The sequence below is a fragment of the Clostridium sp. UBA7503 genome (assembly GCF_002477055.1).
Taxonomy (GTDB): Bacteria; Bacillota; Clostridia; order Clostridiales; family Clostridiaceae; genus Clostridium_J; species Clostridium_J sulfidigenes.
In genome coordinates this window covers 65657-91446 of record NZ_DLNT01000009.1, presented here as the reverse complement: position 1 = coordinate 91446, position 25790 = coordinate 65657, and the positions used below count along the sequence as shown (strand labels likewise).

20 protein-coding genes are annotated in these 25790 nt (G+C 29.4%); 1 reads left to right on the top strand and 19 read right to left on the bottom strand.

Going from position 1 to position 25790, the window contains the following annotated elements:
- Window positions 1-127: 127 nt before the first annotated feature.
- The 8 genes from B3630_RS02200 to B3630_RS02165 form a co-directional block, all read right to left on the bottom strand.
- Window positions 128-874, bottom strand: a complete 747-nt coding sequence (locus tag B3630_RS02200) for a biosynthetic peptidoglycan transglycosylase (RefSeq protein WP_346895145.1) — start codon at window positions 872-874, stop codon at window positions 128-130.
- Between the two features lie 337 nt (window positions 875-1211).
- Complete coding sequence (locus tag B3630_RS02195) at window positions 1212-2471, bottom strand: GntP family permease (protein WP_346895143.1); 1260 nt, start codon at window positions 2469-2471, stop codon at window positions 1212-1214.
- A gap of 23 nt (window positions 2472-2494) precedes the next feature.
- Window positions 2495-3637, bottom strand: a complete 1143-nt coding sequence (locus B3630_RS02190) for a glycerate kinase (protein ID WP_346895141.1) — start codon at window positions 3635-3637, stop codon at window positions 2495-2497.
- Between the two features lie 303 nt (window positions 3638-3940).
- The gene (locus B3630_RS02185) at window positions 3941-5026 is read right to left on the bottom strand and encodes a CdaR family transcriptional regulator (protein WP_346869114.1); all 1086 of its coding nucleotides are present in this window, start codon (window positions 5024-5026) and stop codon (window positions 3941-3943) included.
- 75 nt (window positions 5027-5101) lie between these two features.
- A complete protein-coding gene (locus B3630_RS02180; protein ID WP_346895139.1) occupies window positions 5102-6265 on the bottom strand; it encodes an SAM-dependent methyltransferase in 1164 nt (387 codons plus the stop codon).
- Between the two features lie 266 nt (window positions 6266-6531).
- The gene (locus B3630_RS02175; protein ID WP_346895137.1) at window positions 6532-8073 is read right to left on the bottom strand and encodes a glycine betaine uptake BCCT transporter; all 1542 of its coding nucleotides are present in this window, start codon (window positions 8071-8073) and stop codon (window positions 6532-6534) included.
- Between the two features lie 89 nt (window positions 8074-8162).
- Window positions 8163-9473, bottom strand: coding sequence for a betaine reductase selenoprotein B (gene grdH, locus B3630_RS02170; RefSeq protein WP_346895135.1), 1311 nt, complete (start codon window positions 9471-9473; stop codon window positions 8163-8165).
- An 18-nt stretch (window positions 9474-9491) separates the two neighbouring features.
- Window positions 9492-10817 carry a glycine/sarcosine/betaine reductase component B subunit gene (locus tag B3630_RS02165; RefSeq protein ID WP_346895133.1) on the bottom strand — a complete coding sequence of 442 codons (1326 nt, stop codon included), beginning with the start codon at window positions 10815-10817 and terminating at the stop codon, window positions 9492-9494.
- 222 nt (window positions 10818-11039) lie between these two features.
- Between B3630_RS02165 and B3630_RS02160 the strand changes: the two genes are divergently transcribed.
- Window positions 11040-11729: a TetR/AcrR family transcriptional regulator gene (locus B3630_RS02160; RefSeq protein WP_346895131.1), complete on the top strand. Its 690-nt coding sequence runs from the start codon at window positions 11040-11042 to the stop codon at window positions 11727-11729.
- A 154-nt stretch (window positions 11730-11883) separates the two neighbouring features.
- On the opposite strand, the gene B3630_RS02155 is transcribed toward B3630_RS02160, so the two are convergent.
- From B3630_RS02155 to B3630_RS02105, 11 genes are all read right to left on the bottom strand, one after another.
- On the bottom strand, window positions 11884-12081 hold the full coding sequence (locus B3630_RS02155; RefSeq protein WP_035131204.1) for a cold-shock protein: 198 nt from the start codon (window positions 12079-12081) through the stop codon (window positions 11884-11886).
- 180 nt (window positions 12082-12261) lie between these two features.
- A complete protein-coding gene (locus B3630_RS02150; protein WP_346895129.1) occupies window positions 12262-15198 on the bottom strand; it encodes an insulinase family protein in 2937 nt (978 codons plus the stop codon).
- A gap of 418 nt (window positions 15199-15616) precedes the next feature.
- Complete coding sequence (gene mscL, locus B3630_RS02145) at window positions 15617-16045, bottom strand: large conductance mechanosensitive channel protein MscL (protein WP_346895127.1); 429 nt, start codon at window positions 16043-16045, stop codon at window positions 15617-15619.
- A gap of 283 nt (window positions 16046-16328) precedes the next feature.
- Window positions 16329-18092, bottom strand: a complete 1764-nt coding sequence (locus B3630_RS02140) for a PAS domain-containing protein (protein WP_346895125.1) — start codon at window positions 18090-18092, stop codon at window positions 16329-16331.
- A 290-nt stretch (window positions 18093-18382) separates the two neighbouring features.
- A complete protein-coding gene (locus B3630_RS02135; protein ID WP_346895123.1) occupies window positions 18383-19771 on the bottom strand; it encodes an MATE family efflux transporter in 1389 nt (462 codons plus the stop codon).
- A gap of 474 nt (window positions 19772-20245) precedes the next feature.
- A complete protein-coding gene (locus B3630_RS02130; protein WP_346895121.1) occupies window positions 20246-20752 on the bottom strand; it encodes a GNAT family N-acetyltransferase in 507 nt (168 codons plus the stop codon).
- Between the two features lie 247 nt (window positions 20753-20999).
- Window positions 21000-21851 (bottom strand): DMT family transporter, encoded by an 852-nt coding sequence (locus tag B3630_RS02125; protein WP_346895119.1) that lies wholly within the window; start codon window positions 21849-21851, stop codon window positions 21000-21002.
- Entirely contained in the window at window positions 21838-23157 is a 1320-nt protein-coding gene (locus B3630_RS02120; RefSeq protein WP_346895117.1) for an opine metallophore biosynthesis dehydrogenase, read from the bottom strand. The genes B3630_RS02125 and B3630_RS02120 overlap by 14 nt, the downstream gene beginning before the upstream one ends.
- Window positions 23154-23933, bottom strand: coding sequence for a nicotianamine synthase family protein (locus tag B3630_RS02115; protein ID WP_346895115.1), 780 nt, complete (start codon window positions 23931-23933; stop codon window positions 23154-23156). The genes B3630_RS02120 and B3630_RS02115 overlap by 4 nt, the downstream gene beginning before the upstream one ends.
- Window positions 23934-23968: 35 nt before the next feature.
- Complete coding sequence (locus tag B3630_RS02110; protein ID WP_346895113.1) at window positions 23969-24727, bottom strand: ABC transporter ATP-binding protein; 759 nt, start codon at window positions 24725-24727, stop codon at window positions 23969-23971.
- Window positions 24727-25788: an iron ABC transporter permease gene (locus B3630_RS02105; RefSeq protein WP_346895111.1), complete on the bottom strand. Its 1062-nt coding sequence runs from the start codon at window positions 25786-25788 to the stop codon at window positions 24727-24729. Before B3630_RS02105 ends, B3630_RS02110 begins: the two co-directional genes overlap by 1 nt.
- Between the last annotated feature and the right edge of the window lie 2 nt (window positions 25789-25790).

The window sequence follows — 25790 nt, the reverse complement described above, 5'->3', positions numbered from 1 at the left end:
TAATATTAAAAATACATTCTCATACTATATATACTAATCATACCACATTAAAAGTACAAAAATATAGGTTATACCCATTATTATTAAAGTACAACCTATAAGTTTTAATTTATATCTTTTTCAATCATTAATTTGTAGTTTCTGAAGCAAGAGTAGCTTTATTGAAAGTTTTATCCATATTATCATTACATAATGACTCTGCTTCCTCTCTTGAAATAACATTATTTCTTATCATAGACATTAATACAACTTCACTTCTTTTCTTTGCTCTTTCATAATTTTTAGATAATGCATAGTTTTCTGGTGATTGTGGTAGTCCTGCTAACAACAACGATTGAGATAAAGTTATTTTATTGGGTGATGTATTAAAATATCCTTTAGAGGCTTGTTTAATTCCAGAATAACCATCACCATAATATATTACATTTACATATAACTCTAATATTTCTTCCTTTGAGTAATTATTTTCTAGTTCTCTAACCACAAAAATTTCTGCAATTTTTCTTTCCAATCTTTGCTCATGGGTAAAAAATAAGTTTTTTGCTAATTGCTGTGTTATTGTACTTCCCCCCATAATTATTTTTCCAGCATCGATATTGCTAATAGCTGACCTTCCTATGGCTATTAAATCTATTCCATTATGATTATAAAATCTATGATCTTCTACGGATACAATGGCATCTAGAAAATCTTTAGAGATTCCATCTATAGTTATATAATCCTTATCACTTCTTATATCATTAATTTTTTCTTTTACCCCTATATCAGAGGTAGCAGCTCTATATAAAGAATATCCATCTTGCAAAACAAAAACTCCAAGTGCTGTCATGAAAACAATAATCCCTAAAGTAAGTTTAACTAATAACTTCTTCATTGCAACCCCTCCTTATAACTTTATTATACATCCTTTAGTTCCCATGTGTTATCGAAGTAACTTACACTTATCTTACATTTTTGTAATTTACAATTTTATAAGTTAATATAATAATTATTAATCACTAATATTAATTAATATTATAGTCAACTACTAGTGATTTAAAGAATACTTTAAAATAAAAATACTATCATCAAAGAATTCATAAGTATTCCTTAATGATAGTATTTTCCTATTTAATAAAGAGTCTATGGATTTTAAAACTTGATATTGCTCTATTATTTTTACAATTTAAATATTGTATTTCTTTTTAACTATTATATCTATACTTACTAACCTAGAATATAATTCCCCACATTATTGTAGAAACTAAAGTCATTGATAATCCTACTAAAGATTCATATGGTATTAATTTCAAACGCTGTCCTATGCTCATCCCTGTTGCTCCTGCTGTTGCATGGAAGAAAGAACCATGTGGTAGATGATCAAGAACTGTAGCTCCAGCATGAACCATCGCCGCTCCTCCTATAGGTGATATACCTACGCCCACTATGGCTTGTGAGAATGTAGCTGATGCTATAGTTGACCCTGAGGTTGTTGAAGCTGTAGCAGCACACATTAATATTCCAGAAATAGGTGCCAATACAAAGGCTGGCATATTTAGAGCATTAAGCACTCCTATAGTTGTAGCCTGTAATCCTGATGCCTTTATTATTCCTGCTACAGTACCTGTCCCTATTAAAAGTATTGCTACAGGCATCATTTTAGATAATCCAAAGGTTAGATATTCGTTAATATTTTTACCTTTGCCCATAACTAAAACTCCTATAATACCTCCAACTGGCAGTGCTATAAGTGGATCTATTGATATTCCTACTAATGGTCTAAGTGATAATAAAATTATAGTTACAATTGGACCAATTATTGCTGCAAAGAAAGATGGTAGTTCCACCTCTTCAACTTCTTCTATTTTTGTTTCATTTGCACTTTTATACTTTTTATTAAGTAAGGAAGCCAATATTACTGTAACTATAAGTCCTACTATGGCAGGAATTATATTAGCTACCATTAAAGATGATAATTCTACCCCAAAATTTTCTGCTGCTGCTATGGTATTAGGGTTTGGCGATATTATATTTCCTGCCTTACCTCCACCAATCATAGCTAAAAGTATAACCATAGGTGAATATCCTAATTTCTTCGCTATTGCAAGGGCTATAGGTGCTACTGTTATTACTGCTACATCTATAAATACTCCAACAGCTGTTAGTATCATGGTTGATAACGCTATGGCAAATAGCGCTCTTTTCTCACCTAAGCTTTTTACAATTTGGTCTGCAATTTTTGCTGATGCTCCTGTCTTAATAAGTACTCCTGCTAAAACTCCAGAGGTCACTATACGAAGAATTGCTGGCATAATATCTTTTGCTCCGCTTATCATTACACTTACAGTTCCTTCAATTCCTGCTCCTCCCACTAACCCTCCAACTACTGCACCTAATATTAAACTATATACAGGTTGTACTTTTTTAATGATTAATACTATGGCTACTACAAGTCCAAGTAAAGCTCCTAATGTTGTAATCTGCACTTCCATTATCGTCACCCCTATTTAAGATTTTATTCTTTCATTGTCTTTATAAGTCTAAAAATTTGTGTCATTGTTGATGTCATATTCTTTATAGCTGTATCTTTATTAACTGCTTCTTCTATAGTCATAGCTGAATTTATTATAGAAAAATAGGCATCTATTCCTTCTTCATTACACTTAACAGCATCTTCTGTAGTGCATCCTGCTACTGCTATTACCTTAACCTTATGTTTTTTAGCAAGCTTAGCAACTCCTATAGGCGCTTTTCCCATGGCAGTTTGATTATCTAATCTACCCTCGCCAGTAATAACTAAATCTGCATCCTTTATAGCTTCTTCTAACTTAATTTCTTCTAATATTATCTTAATTCCAGATTCTAGTTTTGAATTTAAGAATCCTAAAAATGCAAATCCAAGTCCACCTGCTGCTCCCACACCTTCTGTCTCAGCTATATCTTTTCCTAAGTCTTTTTTAACCACCTGCGCAAAATTTCTAAGGCCTCTATCTAATTCTTTCACCATCTCAAGAGTTGCACCCTTTTGTGGTCCATAAACATAGGCTGCTCCATTTTCTCCGTACAAAGGATTAGTTACATCACACGCTATTTTGAAGGTGCACTCATCTAGTTCCTTCAATTTATTATGTGTTTTTATAGTTTTTATCTTATTTAATACCTGTCCACCAAAACCAATAGGTTCATTATTTTCATCATAAAACTCATATCCTAAGGCCTGTAGCATTCCTACTCCTGCATCATTAGTAGCACTTCCACCTATTCCAACTATAAAGTTTCTACATCCCTCTTTTATGGCAGCTTTTATTATTTCTCCAACTCCATAGGTAGTAGTTTTTAAAGGATTTCTTAGTTCTGGTGGAACTAGTGAATAACCTGCCCCTTGAGCCATTTCTATTATTGCTGTATTGTTATTTTTTAATATCCCATACTTAGCCTCCACCTTTTCTTCCACTGGACCTGTAACAGATATAATTTTGCCTTCACCATTCATGCCTTCTACTAAGGCATCTACAGTTCCCTCTCCCCCATCTGCTAATGGCATTATTTTTATATCTGAATCACTATCTACATTCAATATTGCTGTTTTTATTGCATTAGCTGCTTCAATTGAAGTTAAACTTCCCTTTAAAGAATCTATAGAAATTACAATTTTCATTGCTACCTCCTCCTTTTATCAAATTATATCAAAGGATTTTTGTCACTTCTATGTTACATACAACAAAATAATACGTTTTCACACCTTAATTTTTGTCATATCTAATATTGAATTTTCAAATTTAAAATCCTTCATAAAAATATTTTTACTTATAAATAAAAATATCTCAAAATTGGTTATAATCAATCCTCATTTTATTTCATTGATACCTATTATTCTATATAGATACAATTTCAATAAAAACTTTAGATTTAATCAATTTTGAGATAATTCATTATTAAAAATTTCTTTTCATTTTGCCTTTTATGATAGTTTTATAGCTAAATAAAGTATTACAGATTCATTAAATTTTCTTGGATTAAATCCTGATTTTTCATATATTCTTTCTAACCTGTACTGAAGGGTATTTTTATGTATATATAGCTCTTCTGCAGTTTGTTTTAGAGACATATCATTTTTATAATAAACCTCCAATAAATTTATATCCTCTTCATCAAGAGATTTTAATACCTTATCCTTATACTGATTTTTCGTTTCATTATCTACGCTCTCTAAAATAAGCTCTAAATTCAAGCTATCAAGATAAGTTAAAATATCATGGTTTTCAGCAGAGTACTTAAGGGCAATTCTAGCTTCTTCATAAGATTTATACGCTTCATATAAACCCTTTAACCTCCCTACTCCCCCAGTTAAAATTCCATGATACTTACTTAATGTTTCCAAATGAGTATTTCTTAATTTATTATATCTTTCCTGGTTTACTAAAGCTATGAATTCATTAGGATAAATATATAGTTTGAATATATTACCAATATCATCTAATACACCCTTTATGTGATTCTCTATAGTCTCTAGCTCTCTTAGATTATGATACTTATTTATTTTTAAAATAACTATAGCAAACTGCTGATCTAACTCTATTCCAAATTCCTGAAGAATATTTTCAATTTCATTTTTATCTTCAACATTATTATATATCAACGACTTTACAACATAATTTATTCTCTGTTTATCTGCTTCATATTTATAATTTAGCTGCTGTTCTTTTATAAATATTTCTGTGATTTTAGTAACTAAAAATCCAAATTTACTAACTTCACTAGGCTCTCCAGTTATACCTATAGCACCTACTGCAATATTGTTTATTTTTATGGGATAGTTTATACCTTTTCTACTTCCTTTATATTCCTCATTATCTTCAACAGTTACATTACTCAAAGTTTTTATAGCATTATGTCCTGCTTGATGAAAGGTGTTAAGTCTAGATTTATCCGTACTACCTATAATTATCCCATCTATATCTATAAAATTTATATCTTTATCTACAACCTCTTTAACTGCATTTACTATTTCTTGAGCTAAGTTAAAATTGATTTTATTAATAATCATGATTTAAATCATCTCCTTGTGAAGCGCTATAGACAAACTTAAAGGAGGTTACATTGTAACAAATATTATAAACCACTAAATTAATTCATCCTGCTTTAGTAAATTAAACAATGTAGGATTCAAATTAAATTCATTCATTAAAGCATTAACCTCTGAAAGTGCCTTTTCCTTTTTTTCCTTAGTTATACTAGTCTTCGATGCCCTTATTAATATGTTTTTAGGAGAATGAGCTATATCTATAAATTCTAAAAGCTGAGTTTTATATCCTAAAGATTCTAAAAGATTTCCTCTTACTGCATCAGTCATAAGAGCTGCTACTCGTTCTTGAACTATGCCATACCTAGTAAGTATAGATAAGGATTCCGTGTTCATTTGCTTATTAAACTCATGCTGACAACAAGGTACAGAAAAAATCATTTTACTGTTCCATTTAATAGCATTATATAGTGCATAATCTGTAGCAGTATCACAGGCATGTAAGGTAATTACCATATCAACCTTATCATTATATTTAAAGCCATTTATATCACCTAACTCAAAGTGTAAGTTTTCATAATTATATCTTTTAGCGATATCATTACATTTCTCAATTACATCCTTTTTAAGATCTAGACCTATCATCTTAACATTAATTTTCTTAATCTCTACAAAATAGTAATATAGTACAAAGGTTAAATAAGATTTCCCACATCCAAAATCTAAAATTGTAAGCTCTTTATAATCATTCTTCTTAATTTCATCATCAATGACTTCAACAAATCTATTTATTTGTTTATACTTATCATACTTAGAATTTACCACCTTACCTTCTTTAGTGAAAATTCCTAAATCTATAAGAGGTTCAATTATCATTCCTTCTTTAAGGATATAATTCTTTTCTTTATTATGTTCTTTATTAATAAGACTTTCATTATTGCTTGTTTTCTTTCCTAAATGAACTTTACCTTTTTTAGATATTCTTAAATCAAAGGTAATATTACTTGCCCAAGCAGAAACTTGTTTATAATTATCCACTATATACTCTAAGACTTTTTCCTTTAATAAATCTAAATGAATATTTTCATGAAATACCTGCTTATCAGTATACTTTTCTATTTGATAATACTCCTTCGAGTTGTTTTCTTTTAATATAAATATTATTTTGTTATATTCTATATCTTTATTCATCTTATTACTAATAACTAATTTTATAATCTGTTCTTTTGTAATTTCATCAATTGCTTTTCTTAATTCTTCCATCTTTACACACCTTACTATTTATATTTGTATCTATTGTATCATATATTAAATTATTGTGTTCTAAAAGAAAAAGCGCATTCAAAATATTATATTATCCACATAGGGTATAGATAAATCTTTAATCTTCTATGAAATGATAATAGAAATATTGAATATATAGATTTAACTGTCAGTTATAAAAATAAATATTAAAAAGAGAGTCTATGACTCCCTTAAACTTTACAAATAAACTTAATATATACCTTACAATCTATCTAAATTGCCAATTATATATTTTCAGTTTTAAGTGCCTTCCACAATGAAACGCAACATAAAAGCATTACTATAATGAACGGAAATGCAGCAACTACCGATGCTGTCTGTAGTGATGCTAATCCACCTGATAACAATAATGTTGTTGCTAACAATGCTTGAAGTATACCCCATATTATTTTCTTTTTGTTAGATGGATTTAAATCTCCATTTGATGTTAACATACCTAACACAAAAGTTGCTGAATTAGCCGAAGTAATAAAGAAAGTACATAATAATATGATAGTAGCTACCGAAATTATACCGCCTAATGGATATTGGGTTATAACTTGAAAGAATGCAGTTTCTGGTGATGCAGCTAAGTTCTTTAACATATCCATTGCGAACTCACCAGTAATACCAAGATTTACTCCTAGAGTTCCAAAAACTGAGAACCAAATTATAGATACAATACCTGGTGCTACAATAACCCCAATGATAAATTCTCTAATAGTTCTTCCTTTTGATATTCTAGCAATAAACACGCCTACAAAAGGAGCCCAAGCAATCCACCATGCCCAGTAAAATATCCTCCAACTATTTACCCATTTATTACTTGCAAAGGGTTCAATATGCAAGCTACTCTCTATAAACTCCGTTAAGTAACCACCTGTACCATTTAAAAAAGTATTTATTATCTTTATGGTTGGCCCTATAAATAAAGATAAAATTAAGATTCCAAAGGCAATAACTAAGTTCATATTTGATATTGCACTAATACCTTTTTCAATTCCACTAACTGCAGTCCAGATAACTATTACTGTTATAACAAATATTATAATTAACTGAACTATTGGTGTTTCTGGAATCCCAAACATATAACTTAATCCACTATTAATTTGCAATGTTCCAAGTCCTAGGGATGTAGCAACTCCAGCTACTGTGGCGAATACTGCAAGTATGTCAATAGTTTTACCAATTGGACCCTTTACTCTTTCTTCTCCTAACAACGGAATAAATATACTACTAATTAGTCCGGGTTTATTTTTTCTAAATTGGAAATATGCTAAGGCAAGTCCTATAATGCTATAATTTGCCCAAGGGTGAAATCCCCAATGCATAAAGGAAGATTTAAAAGCAAAATTTGCAGCCTCAACAGACCCTGGAGCTATACCTTCCATTGGAGCTACAAAATGAGATATAGGCTCAGCAATTCCCCAAAATACTAGTCCTATCCCCATACCAGCTCCAAAAAGCATTGCAAACCAAGCAACTGTGCTATATTCTGGTTTTGAATCATCTGCACCAAGCTTTATTTTTCCAAATTTACTAAATGCTAATACCAGTGCGAATACTACAAATAGAAACATAGAAATCAGATATGCCCAACCAAATTTTTCAGTTAAAAAATTAAGAGCACTAGTTGACATTTTTTCAAAACCACTTTTATCTAAAATTCCCCAAAATACAATAATAAAAGTTATAGCTAATGAAATAATAAAAACTGAATTGTTCCCTTGCTTTTTTTTAGTCTTTACATTCAATACTATATTTGTATTAGTGTTATTATTCCCCATAACAATATCCTCCTTAAAATTAGAGTAGATAATTGTGCCTTAAGTTTTCTTTAAGGGGCTGTAAATTTACTTTCACAGCCCCTTAAAGATTAAAACTTAACTTTAAAAACAGTTTGTTCTTTTACATCTGTTGCTAAAGCATCTAATGCAACTCCAACTCTATGATAACGAAGTTTCCATTGTTCTTCTTTTGATGTTCCAGGATCTCCTAAAGGATATGGAATAGATATAGTAGGAATAATTTTATTTGCTCCTGCCGTTTTTGAAACTGGAATTAAGTTTGCCATCTGTACAATTGGCATACCTGATTTTTCAATTTCCTTAACCATAGTTGCACCGCAACGTGTACAAGTTCCTCACGTAGAAACCATTATAACTCCATCTACACCTTCATTTTTAAGATAAACTAAAATCTCCTGTGCCATTCTCTTCGCCTCAGCTTGAGTAGTTCCAGTACCAACTGTTGAATAAAAATACTCATGAAGCTTTTTAAATTTCCCTTCTTTTTCATATGCTCTTAATGCATCTATTGGAGCTATTACATTAGGATCTTCATCTGCTGCTGCAGGGTCAAAGCCGGCATGGATTGTTTTATAAACTCCACCTTTTAGAGCATCTACTCCAGAAATATTATATCTTCCCCACCTTGTTGCAGACGCTGATTGAATTCTATCTGGATTATCTACAGGTACTATACCTCCTGTATTTAAAAGTGCTATAGTTGCATCTTTAAGATCTTTAATTGGTTCTGCTATAGGTACTATATCCGTTTTAGGAATTGGAAGTTCAGTAATAAAGGGTTTTCCATTTAATTTCTCTATAAGCATTTCTACTGCCCTATCAGCACCCCACTTACCATCTTTTCGCCAGATTTGATGCCTTATTCCTCTTGGATAATATCCTTCTGCTTCAGCACCAAGGGTTTCTTCACCTTTTAAAAGCTTATTTCCGAAGGTTGCCATCGCTTTTATATCACTTCTCATTTTAGCTGCACTATGTCCTCCTACAAAAACATACATATCCCTTTTAAACATTTCTACTCCAGGGTTTTCTATGTGCATAGAAGTAATTACTGGAACATTAAATTCTTCTTTAACAGCATTACAGATTTCACCACATGCAACTCCATATCTTCCCGCTTGAAAAGCTGGTCCTGCAAAGAAAATATCAAATTCTATATTTTTAAGTTCAGCTATAATTCTTTTTATAGCTTCTTCTGTATTAGACCCCATAAAGTTATCCCCACAAATTATTGTATGAGTAACTTCTGCATCTAAGTTTTTATTTAACTCTATAGCTGGTCCTACTGTACCTTCCTTAACTATAGGCTCAAAATCTGCCTTATCTTCTCCACCTATTTGACCAAAGAATTGGTTTATATACATTACTACTTTTTTCATTTTATCCCCTCCTACTTACTAAAACTCTATCATTGTTTTTGGCGACCAACCGCAAACTCGATCTCCACAGAACATAGCATTATTCTCCATTATTACTGATCCATCTTCTCTTACTGAAGGTCCAAGTATCTCATCATTCTCCCATCCACCTGATACACCATCTCTACCTAGGGAATCCAATTCTCCTATAACAGTTTCCATTGGTGGAAGAGTTATTAATTCTGACACATTACCACAAGACACAATAGCATTAGCCTTTTCATCCATAGAAACTAGTGGCTGTGACTGTCCATCTCTTCCAGTACATTCATTGGTAAGTCCTACAACTTTTACTCCCGCATCTTCAAGTGCAACTATACATGCTGTGAAATCTGCATCTGGGTTACCATACCCCTCCTCTGCAACTATCGCACCATCAGCTCCAAGTGACTTTGCAATTTGAGCTACAAACAACGCAGCACGACTTTTTTGATCTAATGCTACATTAAGATTTGACATTACTATTCCTAAGAAGTTTATTGTCTTTCCATGTTCTTTATAAAGTCTTTTTATTGTTGGATTATTTTGAAATTCATAGGTTGACCATTTAGATGAGCAAGGCATGAAACTTCCTGATATCAAAGCTCCATCCAATACCTCATTAGGATGCATAAAGGTTGGTAGCATACGATTCATATCCCATCCATATAAAAATGTGTTATACCCCAACTCTTCCATTTGAGATTGAGGTTGCATAACAAATACCATGCTTGGAAGTTCATTTACATCTTTTTCACGTTTTATTACTGGTTTTAATTCATATTTTTCTATTTCTTCTGGTTCTAAGTCTTTAACAACACTACCTATAAATTCTGCAAGTTTATGTCCTGCTTCTCTTAACGCTTTATTTTTTTTCTGTTGTTCTCTTTTTTCAAATTCTTCATCCGTATCAGCAACTAGAACTATATTTTTAAGTTGAGAATAGTAGGTATATTTAGCACCTTCTCCACTCATATCAATAAGTCCATCTTGAAATCCACCCCAATGTTTTCCCACTACTAGTAAACTGCAATTCTTCAGTGCATGAGTTCTACCATCACCTGATTTAACTAAATCTCCTGTATAACCTGGAAATAATGGATCTCCATTTAATTTTACTCTTGGCTCTATAGCTTCTTTTACTGGCATAAGTCTTACATTATCGCCTGGCTTAACAATAAATAAATCTGCTTCAATTATGTGCTTGTCCTCTAAAACAAAATTTAATGCTTCTTTTTTATTAATAGTTAGTATCCCTTGAACAAATTCTGTTTTTTCCCCAAAAACTATGTCTTCGACATAAAAATTTCCAATTTCTAGTTTCATACTCCCACTCCCTTATTATTTTTGTAATTTTCTTAATATTTACAATATTATTTTATTCCTCTAATTACATTCTGTAAACATGTTTACGTTTTTTTGTTATTTAATTAACAAATTCTATGTATTTGAAAATCAAATAATTAACTTTTTATCATTATAAAATTTAAATCTTAATGTTATAATATTGATATATATTAATATTTAGTAAATTAAAGGGGTAATCTTATGACTAAGTCAGCCATAGAAAGAAAAGAAATGATAGTTTCTTTCATAAGTTCAGCTAATAAACTTATAGATGAAGAAGGTATAGAAAATGTTACAGCAAGAAAAATTGCTCATGCTACAGGATATAACGTTGCTACTGCGTATAAGTACTTTAAAAATTTAAATCACATTTTATTTTTTGCTTGTATGAAATATTATAATTTATATATTCAAGATCTTCCTAATTATATTAGTGAAGATAATTCATCTTTAGAGAATTATTTAGGTATCTGGAAGTGTTTCTCTATACACGCTTTTAACAACCCTAAAATTTTTAAATCAATATTTCTAGATCAAGGTCATCTTAGTGTTAAAGATACTATGAAGGAATATTATGAAATTTTTCCTAATGAATTAAAAAGTCTCCCAATATCTTTATCAACTATGCTAGATAAAGATTATATTAATGAACGTGATCTTGCTTTACTTGAAGTATGTATTAAAGATGGGTATATAAATCAAGAAGATGTTAAAGAATTAAGTGAAAATATTATTATATTTTTTGAGGGTTTATTGATGAAAGTTACAAACCATGTTGATGGCTATAGTAAAAAAAGAGCATTAGAAATTATTCTAAAATTTATTTATAACACCTTGAATTATTATAACTTAAAGTCTTCCAATGTTTTATCGCCTTTTTTAACTCTATAAAATGTCATTCATAAAGATGTATTTAAAATGAAGATTAATTTAAGATTCGCTTATTATTGTGTAATCACACTTCTAAATAATTTATAATTCTAAAATCTAAAAAACCCCTTAAATAGCATAACTATTTAAGGGGTAAATATTTACTAATTAAAAACTAGATAATAGTAATATTTTCTGCTTGTGGTCCTTTTGGTCCTTTAGCTACATCAAAAGAAACTTTTTGACCTTCTTCAAGTGATTTATAACCATCAGAATTTATTTGAGAAAAGTGTGCGAAAACATCTGTTCCATCTTCTCCTGTAATAAATCCAAAACCTTTTTCTCCATTAAACCATTTTACTGTACCATTCATAAATGTATACCTCCGAAATTTTATTTTTCTTAAATTCATTGTAATAATTCACTAACAAAATTTCGATATTAACATACTCTATTTATTAAGTACTAATTGAAACATATTGGTTTATATTATTTACTATTAATTTAAGTTCTTATTAAGCATACTACAATTTATTATATAAAGCAAGTTATTTTATAATAATTTACTTGTTTTATTAAAAATAGTTTTATTTTCCTTAACTTTTCCTTCATTACCTACTATGCAACAATAATTTTTATTCATTCCTACCTTAATCATTGAAGCATAATTTCTTATATCTTCATTAGTAGTGCTCAAAAGTTCATCTCTCCATCTTTGAATATCTTCTTGAGTTATATTACATATATAATCCTTAACTGCTTTTTCACCTTTTCTATCAGGAGTTAATGGTTTATATAACTGTCCAACAGATCCTATTATAAACTTTTCCATATCCTCCTTGGTAAATTCTACTTCTTCTAAGAACTTATAAGCTTCATTATATATATCTATTGTTCTTACAAGGTTTGGATCATGATAGGAATAAATCGCTAAATTCCCATCCTCATTTATATCGCTATAACATCCATAAGCTCCACCTTGAAGACGAACTCTAGGATATAAATATTCATTATCTAATATATTTAAAAATGCTCTCATCTTTCCCGAATACTCATACCCAAGGTCTGCAAAGTTAAATCCTTTAACTACATATTGCACATTGCTAGAAGTTATTATAGCTTCTATATCCTTTTTACTCTTATATGCAATATTATATAATTTAGTAGGTTCAGTTTTAATATTACAAGTAACCTTATTAATATTAGTTACTACTGTTTCAACTTCTTTTTCTTCTCCCACCACTGAGATAATTAAATTATTTTTATTAAATATAGTCTCATAAACTTTAATAAGATTACTTCTAACTTCTTCACCAGATTTATCAAAGCTCTTTTCTAGATTACAAATGAATTCATAATAAGTTGCACCACTAATTCTTTCCCAATATTCTCCACCACATGAAGTCTGTGCAAATATTCTATTCATCCCAACTTTATGTCCTTCATTTATAATTTTCATTTGAAGCTTAGATTTTGTTTCTTGAATAATCTGTTTAAGCCTACTTAAATCATCAAATTTAGTAGTAGTAATTATTTCATTTACTAATTCTAATAAACCTTGAATGTTCTCTCCAATTACCTTTGATTTAACTATAAATTTAGGATGATATACCTGACTATTATTTTTCTCAGTATATACTTGATTTTCAAAAGTTATTCCACCTGTAGTTTTATATATTTCAGTAATTAATTCAGAATAACCCCTTTTCTCAGTATCAAGCTCCCCTAAAACATCCTTTAAAAGTCCTAAATAAGGAATATATGTTTCTTCGATTACTTTTCCATCAAATAAAAGATTAATATACACTATTTTATTTGTAGGAATGTGATGTTTTAAAATAGTTATTCCTTGTTCTTTCACAGCCTCTTGAGGAATTTTTTCTGATTTTCTATCTATCTCCTCTATAGGTAGCTTTGGAAGAGTATCCTTTTCTTCTTGGGTATCAACTCTAACTTGAGCTTCTTTTAACTTCCTATTTCTCTCCATAAGGTCTATTATTTCTTTTTCAGATAAAGAACTTCTGTAATTTTCCAGTTTTTCTTCTAATGCTTTATTTCTAGCATCTTCTAATCCCTTTTTAGGTGTCAAAATTACTAAGGAACAATGAGAATTTTTAACCATATTCTTTTCAATAAACTTCTCAAAATATCCATTGTCTAAAGTCACTTTTATCTTATTAAGGATATCTTCATACTTTAAGTGGACAAGAGGATCTCCATCATATATCCAGCTATTTAAAACCCAATCATTATATTCGATTCCCTTATTAGCAGTTCTCCATGGATCAGCTTCACGCAAATCAAATTCAACGGTGTTTATAGCTGCCTTCAATTGATCTTTATCTAATCCCTTATCTACAAGATCTTTAAGCGTATTCATAATAACATTTATAAATTCACTCTTCTTTGTAGCATCTGCATTCTTAGCTACTATTGGGAATAATATTTCCTTAGTTGAGTCCATATTCATATCATCCATTGTAATAATGCACTCACCTATGCCAGCTTTAATTAAGGCAGTTTTTATTGGAGATGCTGAAGATTCAATTAACATGTTATAAAGTATTTTTGTAGCTAAATATTCCTCTCCATTACAGGTTTCCCCAAAGGCGAAATTTAGTGCTAAAAATGCCTTATTTTCTTCATCTTCATCCTCACCTATAGAATAATTAGCAGTTCTTTCTATCATACCTTCAAAATTTTTCACGTCATCTATATAAGAAGGTATCTCGATTCTGTCAAATTCATAAAGATATTCATCATTTATAAACTTAAGACATGCCTCTAAATCCTGATTACCGTATAGGTATATATAACTATTAGATGGATGATAGAACTTACTATGGAACTTTTCAAAATCCTCTTGAGTTAGGTTAGGTATAACCTCTGGATCCCCACCTGAAACAAAAGCATAAGTAGTATTTGGAAACAATGATCTATATATATCACTACAAATTACTTCCTCTGGAGATGACATTGCTCCTTGCATTTCACTATAAACTACTCCGTTATAAGCTAGTTTATTAGTATTTTCATCTAATTCATATCTCCAACCTTCTTGACGTAATATTTCGTGATTTTCATATATTCTGGGATGTAAAACTGCATCTAAATACACATCCATCAAATTCATAAAATCTTTACTATTTCTACTTCCTACAGGATACATAGTTTTATCTGTAAATGTCATAGCATTTAAAAAAGTGTGTAATGAACTCTTGGCCATATCTCCAAAAGGGTCCTTAGCCTTAAATTTTCTTGAACCACAAAGTACAGAATGCTCTAATATATGAGCAACTCCAGTACTATCTGTAGGAGTTGTCCTAAAACTTATAGAAAATAACTTATTATCATCTTCATTTTCTAAATGTAAAAGTTTTGCTCCACTTTTCACATGCTCAAATATTCTAGCCATGGATTGTGCCTCTTCTACCTTCTCCTCTTTTAATAATTTAAATCCATAGTAATTCTCGTTAGTTTTAAATTGCATATAAATTCCCCCCATAATCACTCCTAATAGTGGTTTAAAATCATTTTAAACCATTACTATTCATAACTTATATTAAATAAAAAAGTCATAGATATACCTTAGTTAAACCAAGATATCTACAACTTCTCATTTTACTAAAAAAATAAAAAGTCATAGAGTCGAAACAACCCCATGACTTAAAATATCAAAATAAATATGTTAAAATCTATTCTTAAGGTCGTTATAGGTATTATAAAATTCACTTTTATTTAAATTTTTTATACTTTTCATTTAAAAACGACCTCCTTTCAATATTTTAACAATCTCATTATAACATTTTTTAACATACCTGTAAATAGAATTAGTAACTTATACTACATACATAAACAAGCTCTTCTAATTTTATATACTATAAAAATTTTATTAAAGCTTGTACATATTATAAATCAGAAGTACAATGAGGACACTTTATTGCTTCAATTGCAATTTCTGAAGTACAGTAAGGACATTTCTTTGTTGTAATAGGCGCTGCCTCTTCTTTTTTCTTTAGCCTATTAATTTGTCTAACTACAATAAATACTACAAATGCCATAATTAAGAAATCTATAACACCGGTTAAAAATGAACCGTAAGCAACTACTGAAGCTCCTGCTTCCTGTGCTGCTGCAAGAGTTGCATATTCCTTACCATCTAAAGCAAGAAATAAATTAGAAAAATCCATTTTTCCTGTAAAAATTGTAATTATAGGCATAATTACTGACTCAACAAGGGAAGTAACAAGTTTAGTAAAGGCAGAACCAATAATCATACCAATAGCTAAATCAATCATATTTCCCTTAAGCGCAAACTTTTTAAATTCTTTTAACATACTTTTCCTCCTTAAAATAGTAAAAAACTCTACTTGTTATACCTAATAGCCTAAAAGATCTTTAATCATAATTAACATAGGATATAACTTGTCTATTATAACATAAATCAATATGTCCAACAGCCCCTATTCCATCTAATGTACATGTATAAATACTTCCATGTCAACATCTTTATTACTACTATTTTTTCATCTATGACAACATCTTTTAAAAGAAGTTCCAGCATAATATAAATTCTATTATACCGAAACTTCTTTTATATTCTACTATTAATTTCTACTATTAATTTCTACTATTAATTTCTTCTATGATTTTACTTATGAGCTCTTCAACCTCAAATCCGCCTCTTTCACTAATCATATCTAATGTAGCTATAGATGCCATAGTTTTAAATAATACTGGATTTTTTAGTTTACTAAACTTAGGGGAAAGGTTTAATAAGAATTCTCTTAGAAATGGATATTTCTTTACTAAGTCACCTATAACAGTTTCCTTTGTTAATTCATATTGATTTTTTATAATTTCACCACTTAACTCATCTTTTTTACTTTCTTGTTTTTCATTAGTCCAAGATAATAATCTTTTACTTCCCTGTAATCCTCTAATCTTAGTTACATCCTGCATCATTTCAAGTACTCCTCTGAAATTTCCTTCTTCATCTCTTACTGCATTATAGATTATATAAATAAACTTACCACCGATTTCTAACCAAAATTCTGCCTGTTCTTGTTCACCAGCTCTAAACGCTCTAATAATTTCTTCTACCATATGAACACTTTCTCTTGGATGGCAATTTTGCACCTTTCTTCCTATAACTCCTGCACTTCTTGGAAATACTCGATGTTTTGTATCACTATAAAACTTTACAATCTCATTTTCATCTACATAGGATAAATCTACTTGAAGATGTTTAAAAATTAAGTTAATCTGCTTAAGTGTTAACTTTCCTTGGCTTACATCTAACACTTCATTATCTTCTTTATTGAATATTCCATGTTTTTGTAAAACCTTTGCCAAATCCTTTAAAAGTTCATTATTAGACGCATTTTCATCTTTCTTAACTTCATTTTCTTTGTAATAAGGTGGTTTCTCAATTAGACAATATCCAATTTCATCATCACCTTTTCTCATCTTAATAAAATCTTCATGGTCAAGAAGATCCATTGAAGTTGGATAAAGTATTTCTTCTTCTTTTATCATCATATACTCAATCATTTCAATTACTTCATTTTGAATATCTAAAAACTTTTCATCTTCATCCTGATCTAAATACTCTTTAGCTTTTTTAATAATATCTTTTATATTATTTTCTAAGGTCCACATTACTTTAGAAGGTTTATCGAATCCCTTACCCTCGAGAGCAGGATATAGCTGATTTTGCTTTCTTGAAAAATGTATATTAATTTCTTCTAATTTATCATATATCTCAGCCCATTGATTTTTAATAAATTTTTTATTTAACATATTCTTAGCTTCAATAAAAACATTTCTTATAGCCTTTACTTCCTCTAAATAGGTTCTAATTGGATGACCTAATTTAACGTCTATTTTATTACTTGTAAGTATTCCATCAAAAATTTGCAGAATTTCATCCATTCTCTCTGCTAATTCATCATCAGTTATACCATATTGCTGAAGATATTGCTCACATATAGCAAATTCTTGAGCTGTTACACTTTTAACTGATGTTATCATTTCTTCTTTTGCTAGTTCTAGAGATATCTCTCCTCCTAAATACTTAAGTTTTATTTCCATGATCTTTTTAATTTTATTATGGTCGATTTCTAAATTATCCTCCATTTGAATTTTTTCTATTTTCTCTTTAGGAGTGAAGTAAACATGAAATTCTTCATCACTTAACTTCTCTACATGTTTATCAAAACCTTTACCATCCATCATTTTATACATAGGAAAAGGTTCAAAATCTTTAATTACATGTATACCTTCATTTGATTTTAACTCCTTAATTGCTTTAGTAATACAATCTTTAAAAGTCTCATGGTCTCCACGTCCATCAATGGTAATGTAGTTAATTTGCTTTTTCATATATTTTCATCCTCCTCATATTTTATATAAAATTTAAATCTATTATTTAAACTTAAAGTTTCTATTTAACATCACATTATTTCTAATTGATAATATCTTTCATTTATAATGTATCATTATTTTATTTATGATTCTGTGATTACTATCACAATATTTCTTAATATTATTTAGTTATCTTCAGTATAATAACTTAATATTTTCAATATCTAAAACTGAATAAAAAAAGATGATTATATCAATTGCACTATTGATATAATCATCTTCTTAAAATCTATTTAATTCATGTACTTTTAATCATGTCCAGCAAAGCCTTTATTTCTCCACTTACCTCTCTTAAAGAAAACTGTAGTTACAATTGCCCCAAGAGTCCAAGAGACAAGTAGTGATATAAATGTAGATTCTGGCCTTCCAGTAGGATAAGCTGCACTACGAGTTAAATATGCAATACCATAAGCAACAGGTACACGTAAAATCACCGTAGTAATTAGAGAAATCCACATAGGTGTCATAGTATCCCCTGCACCTCTCATTACACCTGATAAACTTTGAGTTACTGCCATAGCAATATAACCCACTGCAAGAATACGCATCATATGCATACTTAAGTCAACTAATTCTGCTGTATCAGTGAAAACACCCATAAGATATTTACCAAAAATTAAAATTAAAATTGTTATAACAGTAGAAACTCCAACAGCAATCATAGTACCATCTTTAGTACCCTTATCAACTCTATCCATCTTTTTAGCACCAATATTTTGACCAGCATAGGTTGTCATTGCATTACCAAAGGTGAAGTTAGGCATCATAGCAAATCCATCTACACGCATAACAATTACATTACATGCTATAACCATTTCGCCAAAACTATTAGTTAGAGATTGTACAACAATCATTGCAATAGAAAATATGGCTTGAGTAAATCCAGATGGCAATCCAAGTTTTATAAGCTTCATAGAATATTCCTTAGCCGGTACAAGCATCTTAAGATTAAAATCAAAGGTACTATTCATTCTTGCTAACTTAATAATACAAAGAACTGCTGATATACCTTGAGCAATAATAGTTGCCAAAGCAACTCCTGGTACACCCATACCAAGACCTGCAACAAACCAAAGATCAAGGAATATATTTAAAATTGTAGCAATAAGTAAAAATCCAAGAGCAGATATAGAGTCTCCAAGTCCTCTAAGCACTCCTGCTAAAATATTGTAATAAGCAAAGCCTGCTATACCTACATAATAAATAACAAGATAATCTGCACACCAATCTATTATAGATTCTGGAGTGTTAAGAAAAGATAACAATGGACGAGTAACTAGAGGCCCTATAACCATTATTATTAGAGATGCTATAGCAGTAAGAGATATGCATACTCCAATGGTATGAGAAAGCTTTTCCCTATCCTTTGCGCCAAAATATTGAGCAACCATGATTCCTGCTCCTGTTGCAATTCCAACAAAAAGTACAAGTAAAAGATTTAATATTGGAGATGCACTACCTACAGCAGCCAGTGCATTATCACCTACATACTTACCTACAATAATAGAATCCGCGGTGTTATAAAACTGTTGAGCTATGTTACCAATAAGCATTGGTAATGAAAATTCTACAATTCGTTTCCACGGTGTTCCCTCAGTCATGTCTTTGGGAGAAAAAAGTTCCGAAAGTTTTACCATACATCTACCTCCTGATTAAATTTAATAAATAAAACCTCAATTTTTCCTTAATTTAGAGCTAACCATTTATGGTTAGCTCTAAATTTCATTCTTTTATAATTTGCTTTTATTTTTAAAATTTATATAATAAACAGGGTTCTTAGCTTATTTAAATCTTACCAACTGAATTCTTAGTATCAGTATTTTTGATACTTAGAAGTCGTTGTCCTTTAGGATAAATTTTTTAAATATACTGGTCTTTTGAAAATTACTTCGATACTCGAATTAATATTAGTTTATAACAATTCTGAATCCTTGTCAATTTTTGTTTTAAATTTAATATTCTTTTAAATGATAAAATTTCATTAGTGAAAATTTTATCTGCTATAACAATAATTTAATTCTGAACAAAAAACAACCCTCTCAGTTTATTACCTAAGATGGTTGTCTAAAATTTTTTCTTTATTATTTTATTTACTCTAATATAAAATATTATTATGCTGCTTTCTTCCAGAATATTTCCTTTGTAATATGATATTCTACTTCTTTTTCAAGTTTTTTTATTTCTCTAAATCCAATTCCCTTTACAAGGTTTTGAGACCTTTTATTATCTTTCTTAATTTTTGCAACAACTTTTTCTGTTCTCATTTCAAAAAATGCAGTTTTTAACGCTTCCATAACTGCATTATGACCTATACCTTTTCCCCACAGTTCCTTTTCTCCCACAGCTATAACAATTTCAATTGTTTCACCTTTTGGGATAAGTCTTAAAAAACCTATAGTTCCATAGGGATTTTTTATAGTAAAAAATCTACAGTTATTATTAAATAAATGAGTTAAAATTGGCATATTTATTCTATCTATAACATTAATTAAGTTCTCTCTAGCCTTATTATCTTCATTTAAATACCTTATAATTTCTTCATCACTAAGCCAATCAGCTATCTTTTCTGCATCAGATCTATATACTTCTGGGCTTAGGACTATACTGTTTATTTCCACAAAGTACAACTCCTTAAACCTATTTAATGCTCGCAAACATATGTTAATTTACTAGTAACTATGATTTATAATACTATTAATATTAATATAAGTAAAAATCTTAATTACTGATTAACTAAGTTTAACTTGTTTTTATTTTACTTTCCTCAGTTTTCTACAACTTTTCTAATTAGTTTATATTTTCCATTTTTAGCTTTTTAATCCCAGTTAAAGTTATTAAAAGTCTTTTTATTACATCTAATTTCCCCTACTCTAAAGATTTTTGTCTGGATAAAACAATAGATGCTCCAATTATAAGAATTCCTCCTAATATAGAGTATATAGATAAAGATTCTCCAAATAATATCAATCCCCAAGTTGCATTAAATAATATTCCTATATATCTTACTACTTCTACAATTACAGCATTAGTATTTCCAAATGCACCAGTTAAAAATATTTGTGCTAATAAGGAAACAACTCCTAAAATAAACAATAAAACAAATTCTCTAACTGTTGGTACTACAAAATTATTTCTCATTAATATAGCCGCTACTATTGTAGATGCAGCTAAAAAATAAAATACAATTTCATATGAATGATGGTTTTTAGATCTTGCTAATTTTCTAATAGTTATAGAAGCACTTGCTGATAGGATCGCACTTAATAATCCAAATATAGCATAAAAAGAGTAGGTGGAATATCTAAATGGATTTATTATAAGGCTTGCCCCAAATAAAATAATTATAATAAATATCCAAGCATTCTTTGGTAGTCTTTCTTTCAAAAACATTGCGGAAAATATCATTACAAAAACACCTGATAAATGTGCTAATATAGACGCATCTCCTAACTTCATTGTAGAAATTGCAAAGAAGTATGTTACCATGTAAAGTCCCCCTAGAAGCCCTCTCATTAATAAAAGTGGTTTTCCTTCTTTAGAAAACTTTACATTAGTTCCCTTCATTAATATTAATATTAAAACCACACCAATTATCCCTCTAAAAAAAGCTATTTCATTAGAGGGTATTCTATTACTAACTAACTTTACTAAAACATTCATTATACTAAACGTAAATGAAGATAGTATTGCCAATATTACACCTTTATCTACTCTCATTTAATCTCTCCTTAATTATAATTTTTGCATTGTTTATGCTATAATCTTCAAATATACTATTATTTATATTATTCTCACCCTTATCTTCAATAAATTTATTTAAGTAAATATCAAATAAGTCTAATAAATATTTTGCATTTTCCATGTCTATATTTAATTTTTTTCCTATAGCATATAAAAGCTTGATCTTTTTATAATCTTCAAATGGCATTCTTGGTATATTCCATTTTCCCCTATTATCTTTGTAAATTTTTGGATAAGGAATTCTTGAAAACTCAAAGTATCTTCCATTTTTATCTGGTATAGAAAACGGATCAATTAGTATTGAAGAATATCTAACATAAAGTAAATATTCTTGTTTTATGCTATCATATTCCATATATTTATCTATATTTTCTCTTGATATAGATTCTTCTAAAACTGGATAATTATCATCGTTTAAAAACTTAAGTAGATTAATAGGTTTAATCCTGAGTTTCATATACACTTGACATATTTCTTTCCATAAAGAATGCATAGTAGATATAGTATTCATTGTTATAGGTCCTTCTGGATATAGCTTGTATACATATTTATTTGTTTTATCATAATCAAATACTTGATTTAAACTAACATCATTAATTAAAAAAGCTGGATGTACAAACATAGTTATGTTTCTGCTTTCAACTTCTAATGGATCATTTAATATTTCTGAAATAACTCCAATATCTTTTAGAAAACTTTTTAGAACTTGTACTTTATAGCTATATTCTAATGATGAACCTATATATATCTTTTTTTTCAAAGCTTTTGTTGTTATTTCTATTAGTGATTTTGATGATGAATACTTAGTTGCACCGAAATAATTAGACAAAGAAATTATCTCTAATTTCCTTATCTCTCTATTTAAGTAATTAGAAACTACTATACTAGACCCAAACTCTGGTGATACTAAAATAATCGTTTTTACTCTAGTAAGCCTTAGTAAATCTACTTTTTTTAATATGTCCATATAGCAATCACATGGAACACACAATACCATAGTCTCCCAAATATCATCTATATTAGCATGTCCTATATATAATTTTTTTAATTTATAGCTTCCTTCTACTTTAAATAATTCTCTTTTTGATGCGTTCCCCATTATTGTAAAATCATTGTTTTTTAATTGTTGTAAAAAAGATATAGTTTTATCACTTTCTCTTGCAACCATACCTATTTCACCTAAAAACCCTTTAGATAAATTAATTGTCATATTCATTGCTACAGGTCCTGAACCTACTATTAATATGTTTCCCAAATTATTATATATATCTTTAATCATCATACATATTTCTCCAAAACTATACTTTCATAAATATATTTACTGTCTTTTATTATTGTTTTTTGACAATGTTTCAATATCTTTGTATCCAAAGGGTAATTAAATATACTTTTTAACTCATTTCCATACCTTAAAATAACCTTTGTATCTCCATTGATATTTTCTAATAAAAATTTTGCAATATCTAATTTTTCTTCAACTAAAGAAGCTATAATAATATGAGTAAAGTTGTTTAAATCAAATTTACTTACATCTTGGGATGAAAAAAATATATTTTTGATCCCATACTTATCTGATAATCTTTCAGACAAATCAAGTGCTTCTTTATCAATATCTAAACAGGTTACTTCACAATCAACTTCATTTTTTATAGTAAAAGCTGTTATAGGCATAGCTCCAGAGCCAATAAATAGAATCCTTGATTTCGTATTTATTTCAAACTCCAATATTTCATTTTGCACAGCAAGATTTAATTCATCAGAATACTTGAACGAATCCACACTACCGCTTAATATGCTATGAGCTTGAAACTTTTCAACCGATCCTAGGGCATTTGAAGTAGCGTTTCTAAGTTCTCTAACTAGAGAATCATACGTTTCTTCTGATAAATATTTCTTCCATTTTAAATTATTTGAACTATCTAGTATGAAATCACATACGTAATCAAGTTTATCTTTTAAGACTGAAAAACATTCATTATGCTCTTTGCATAAGTTCATAATTTCTTTAATATCCATGTTTAACAACTTTAAATCTAATAAAAATTTATGTTTATTCATGCGCTCTCACCTCAAAATTTTATTTTTACTATTATTTAACTACATGTAATAGGGGTAACTGTAAAATAACCTTTCTTCGTGCAGCAAACTTCTACATCTACCTTATAAACCTCTTTCAATAATGATGGTTGTAATACTTCCTCTGGTTTTCCTTCCTTCATCACATATCCTTTGTTAAATAATACTATTTTGTCACTATATCTAGTTGACAAAGCCAAGTCATGAATTACAACTATAGTAATAGCATTATTTTCTGTAGTATACTCTCTTGCTAGATCTAAAACTTGCAGCTGATGTCTTATATCTAATGCACTAGTTGGCTCATCCAATAGTAGTATTTTAGGCTTTGAAACTAAGGTTTGCGCCATAATCACTAATTGTTTTTCTCCTCCACTTAAACTAGAAAATTTATTATAACTTAGATGGCTTAAATTTATTTTTCTCAATATTTTATTTGTTTCTTCTAGTTTATCCTTAGAAATTTTCCACTTTAAATCCTTCATATGTCCAAGCAATACCATTTCAAATACAGTTAAACTAGAACTACTATTACTCATCTGAGGTACATAACCCACTTTTTCCATGGATATTTTCTCCTTATTATTTTCATTCATATATATATGACCTTCATAGTTAACCATATTAGATATAGCCTTTATAAAGGTTGTCTTTCCTGTACCATTAGGACCAATAATTGAAGTTATTTCACCTTGGTTAAAAGTAGAAGTAATATCTCTTAATACCTCTTTATTTTTATATTTAACTGAAACCTTATCTGCTGTAATAAAACTCATTACTCTGCCCCCTTAGATAGTAATAAAAAAAGTAAAAAAGGTACTCCAACGATAGATGTAACAATGCCTATAGGTATTAATGCACCTGGTTTTATTACTTTAGATATTATAGAAGCTACAATCATGATTAATGCTCCAAATATAGCTGAAACAGGAGATAAATATCTTTGATCTTCTCCAACGGATAACCTTGCAAAATGCGGAGAAATTAATCCTATAAATCCAATAGGACCTATAAAGGAAACAGCTCCTGTAGTTAATAAAGTTGATATTAAAAATACCCTTAACTTTAATTTGTCTACATTTATTCCAAGACTTCTTGCTCTTTCTTCTCCGGCAGATAGGGCTGTTATTTTCCATACTATAGTTGTAGTTAGTAAGAAACATAAAAGAAAAATACTTGCAGTAATAAATACCCCAATCCAGGTAGATTTTAATAAACTTCCAAACATCCAAAATACAATTTGTTGTGATACCTCTGGTGCTGCCATATACTGAACTAAAGATTGTAGTGCCTGAAATAGAAAATGAATAACAATACCTGTTAACACCATTGTTATAGACTTCATACCCTTACTTTTACCTATAAAATATATACATAAACTAGATATAAATGAAAAAGCAAATGCCATTAAAGGTATAGAAATCCATCCTATGTTTCCAATAGTAATTCCTGTGACAATAGCAAGAGAAGCTCCAAAGCCAGCTGCTGATGAAATACCTAAAGTATATGGACTAGCTAATGGATTACTAAGTATAGTCTGCATATGAGATCCTGCTAATCCCAATGAAGCTCCCACAAATATACATGTTAATGTCATCGGAAGTCTTATAGACCACATAACAGCTGAATTTATATTTTCTTTAGTAGGTCCTTGTATTAAAGTCCGTATTGCCTCTGATAAAGACATCCCAGAGGGTCCAACAATTAAATCTAAAATAGAAAATACAAGTAATGCTATGACCGTAATAGAAAATAAACTAAATCTTTTTTTATTTATGTTCTTATATACATCCTCTCCCTCATTTAAACCCTCCAATACTTTTATTTTATTAGTCATTG

What these genes read in the sequence shown, in the direction of transcription:
- B3630_RS02190 (WP_346895141.1), bottom strand. Translation starts at nt 3,637, where the DNA reads ATGAAAATTGTAATTTCTATAGATTCTTTAAAGGGAAGTTTAACTTCA.
- B3630_RS02175 (WP_346895137.1), bottom strand. Translation starts at nt 8,073, where the DNA reads ATGGGGAATAATAACACTAATACAAATATAGTATTGAATGTAAAGACT.
- B3630_RS02125 (WP_346895119.1), bottom strand. Translation starts at nt 21,851, where the DNA reads ATGAGAGTAGATAAAGGTGTAATATTGGCAATACTATCTTCATTTACG.
- B3630_RS02105 (WP_346895111.1), bottom strand. Translation starts at nt 25,788, where the DNA reads ATGACTAATAAAATAAAAGTATTGGAGGGTTTAAATGAGGGAGAGGAT.
- B3630_RS02195 (WP_346895143.1), bottom strand. Translation starts at nt 2,471, where the DNA reads ATGGAAGTGCAGATTACAACATTAGGAGCTTTACTTGGACTTGTAGTA.
- mscL (WP_346895127.1), bottom strand. Translation starts at nt 16,045, where the DNA reads ATGTTAAAAGAATTTAAAAAGTTTGCGCTTAAGGGAAATATGATTGAT.
- B3630_RS02115 (WP_346895115.1), bottom strand. Translation starts at nt 23,933, where the DNA reads ATGAATAAACATAAATTTTTATTAGATTTAAAGTTGTTAAACATGGAT.
- B3630_RS02135 (WP_346895123.1), bottom strand. Translation starts at nt 19,771, where the DNA reads ATGGTAAAACTTTCGGAACTTTTTTCTCCCAAAGACATGACTGAGGGA.
- B3630_RS02180 (WP_346895139.1), bottom strand. Translation starts at nt 6,265, where the DNA reads ATGGAAGAATTAAGAAAAGCAATTGATGAAATTACAAAAGAACAGATT.
- B3630_RS02110 (WP_346895113.1), bottom strand. Translation starts at nt 24,727, where the DNA reads ATGAGTTTTATTACAGCAGATAAGGTTTCAGTTAAATATAAAAATAAA.
- B3630_RS02160 (WP_346895131.1), top strand. Translation starts at nt 11,040, where the DNA reads ATGACTAAGTCAGCCATAGAAAGAAAAGAAATGATAGTTTCTTTCATA.
- B3630_RS02120 (WP_346895117.1), bottom strand. Translation starts at nt 23,157, where the DNA reads ATGATGATTAAAGATATATATAATAATTTGGGAAACATATTAATAGTA.
- B3630_RS02150 (WP_346895129.1), bottom strand. Translation starts at nt 15,198, where the DNA reads ATGCAATTTAAAACTAACGAGAATTACTATGGATTTAAATTATTAAAA.
- B3630_RS02140 (WP_346895125.1), bottom strand. Translation starts at nt 18,092, where the DNA reads ATGAAAAAGCAAATTAACTACATTACCATTGATGGACGTGGAGACCAT.
- B3630_RS02200 (WP_346895145.1), bottom strand. Translation starts at nt 874, where the DNA reads ATGAAGAAGTTATTAGTTAAACTTACTTTAGGGATTATTGTTTTCATG.
- B3630_RS02155 (WP_035131204.1), bottom strand. Translation starts at nt 12,081, where the DNA reads ATGAATGGTACAGTAAAATGGTTTAATGGAGAAAAAGGTTTTGGATTT.
- B3630_RS02185 (WP_346869114.1), bottom strand. Translation starts at nt 5,026, where the DNA reads ATGATTATTAATAAAATCAATTTTAACTTAGCTCAAGAAATAGTAAAT.
- B3630_RS02165 (WP_346895133.1), bottom strand. Translation starts at nt 10,817, where the DNA reads ATGAAACTAGAAATTGGAAATTTTTATGTCGAAGACATAGTTTTTGGG.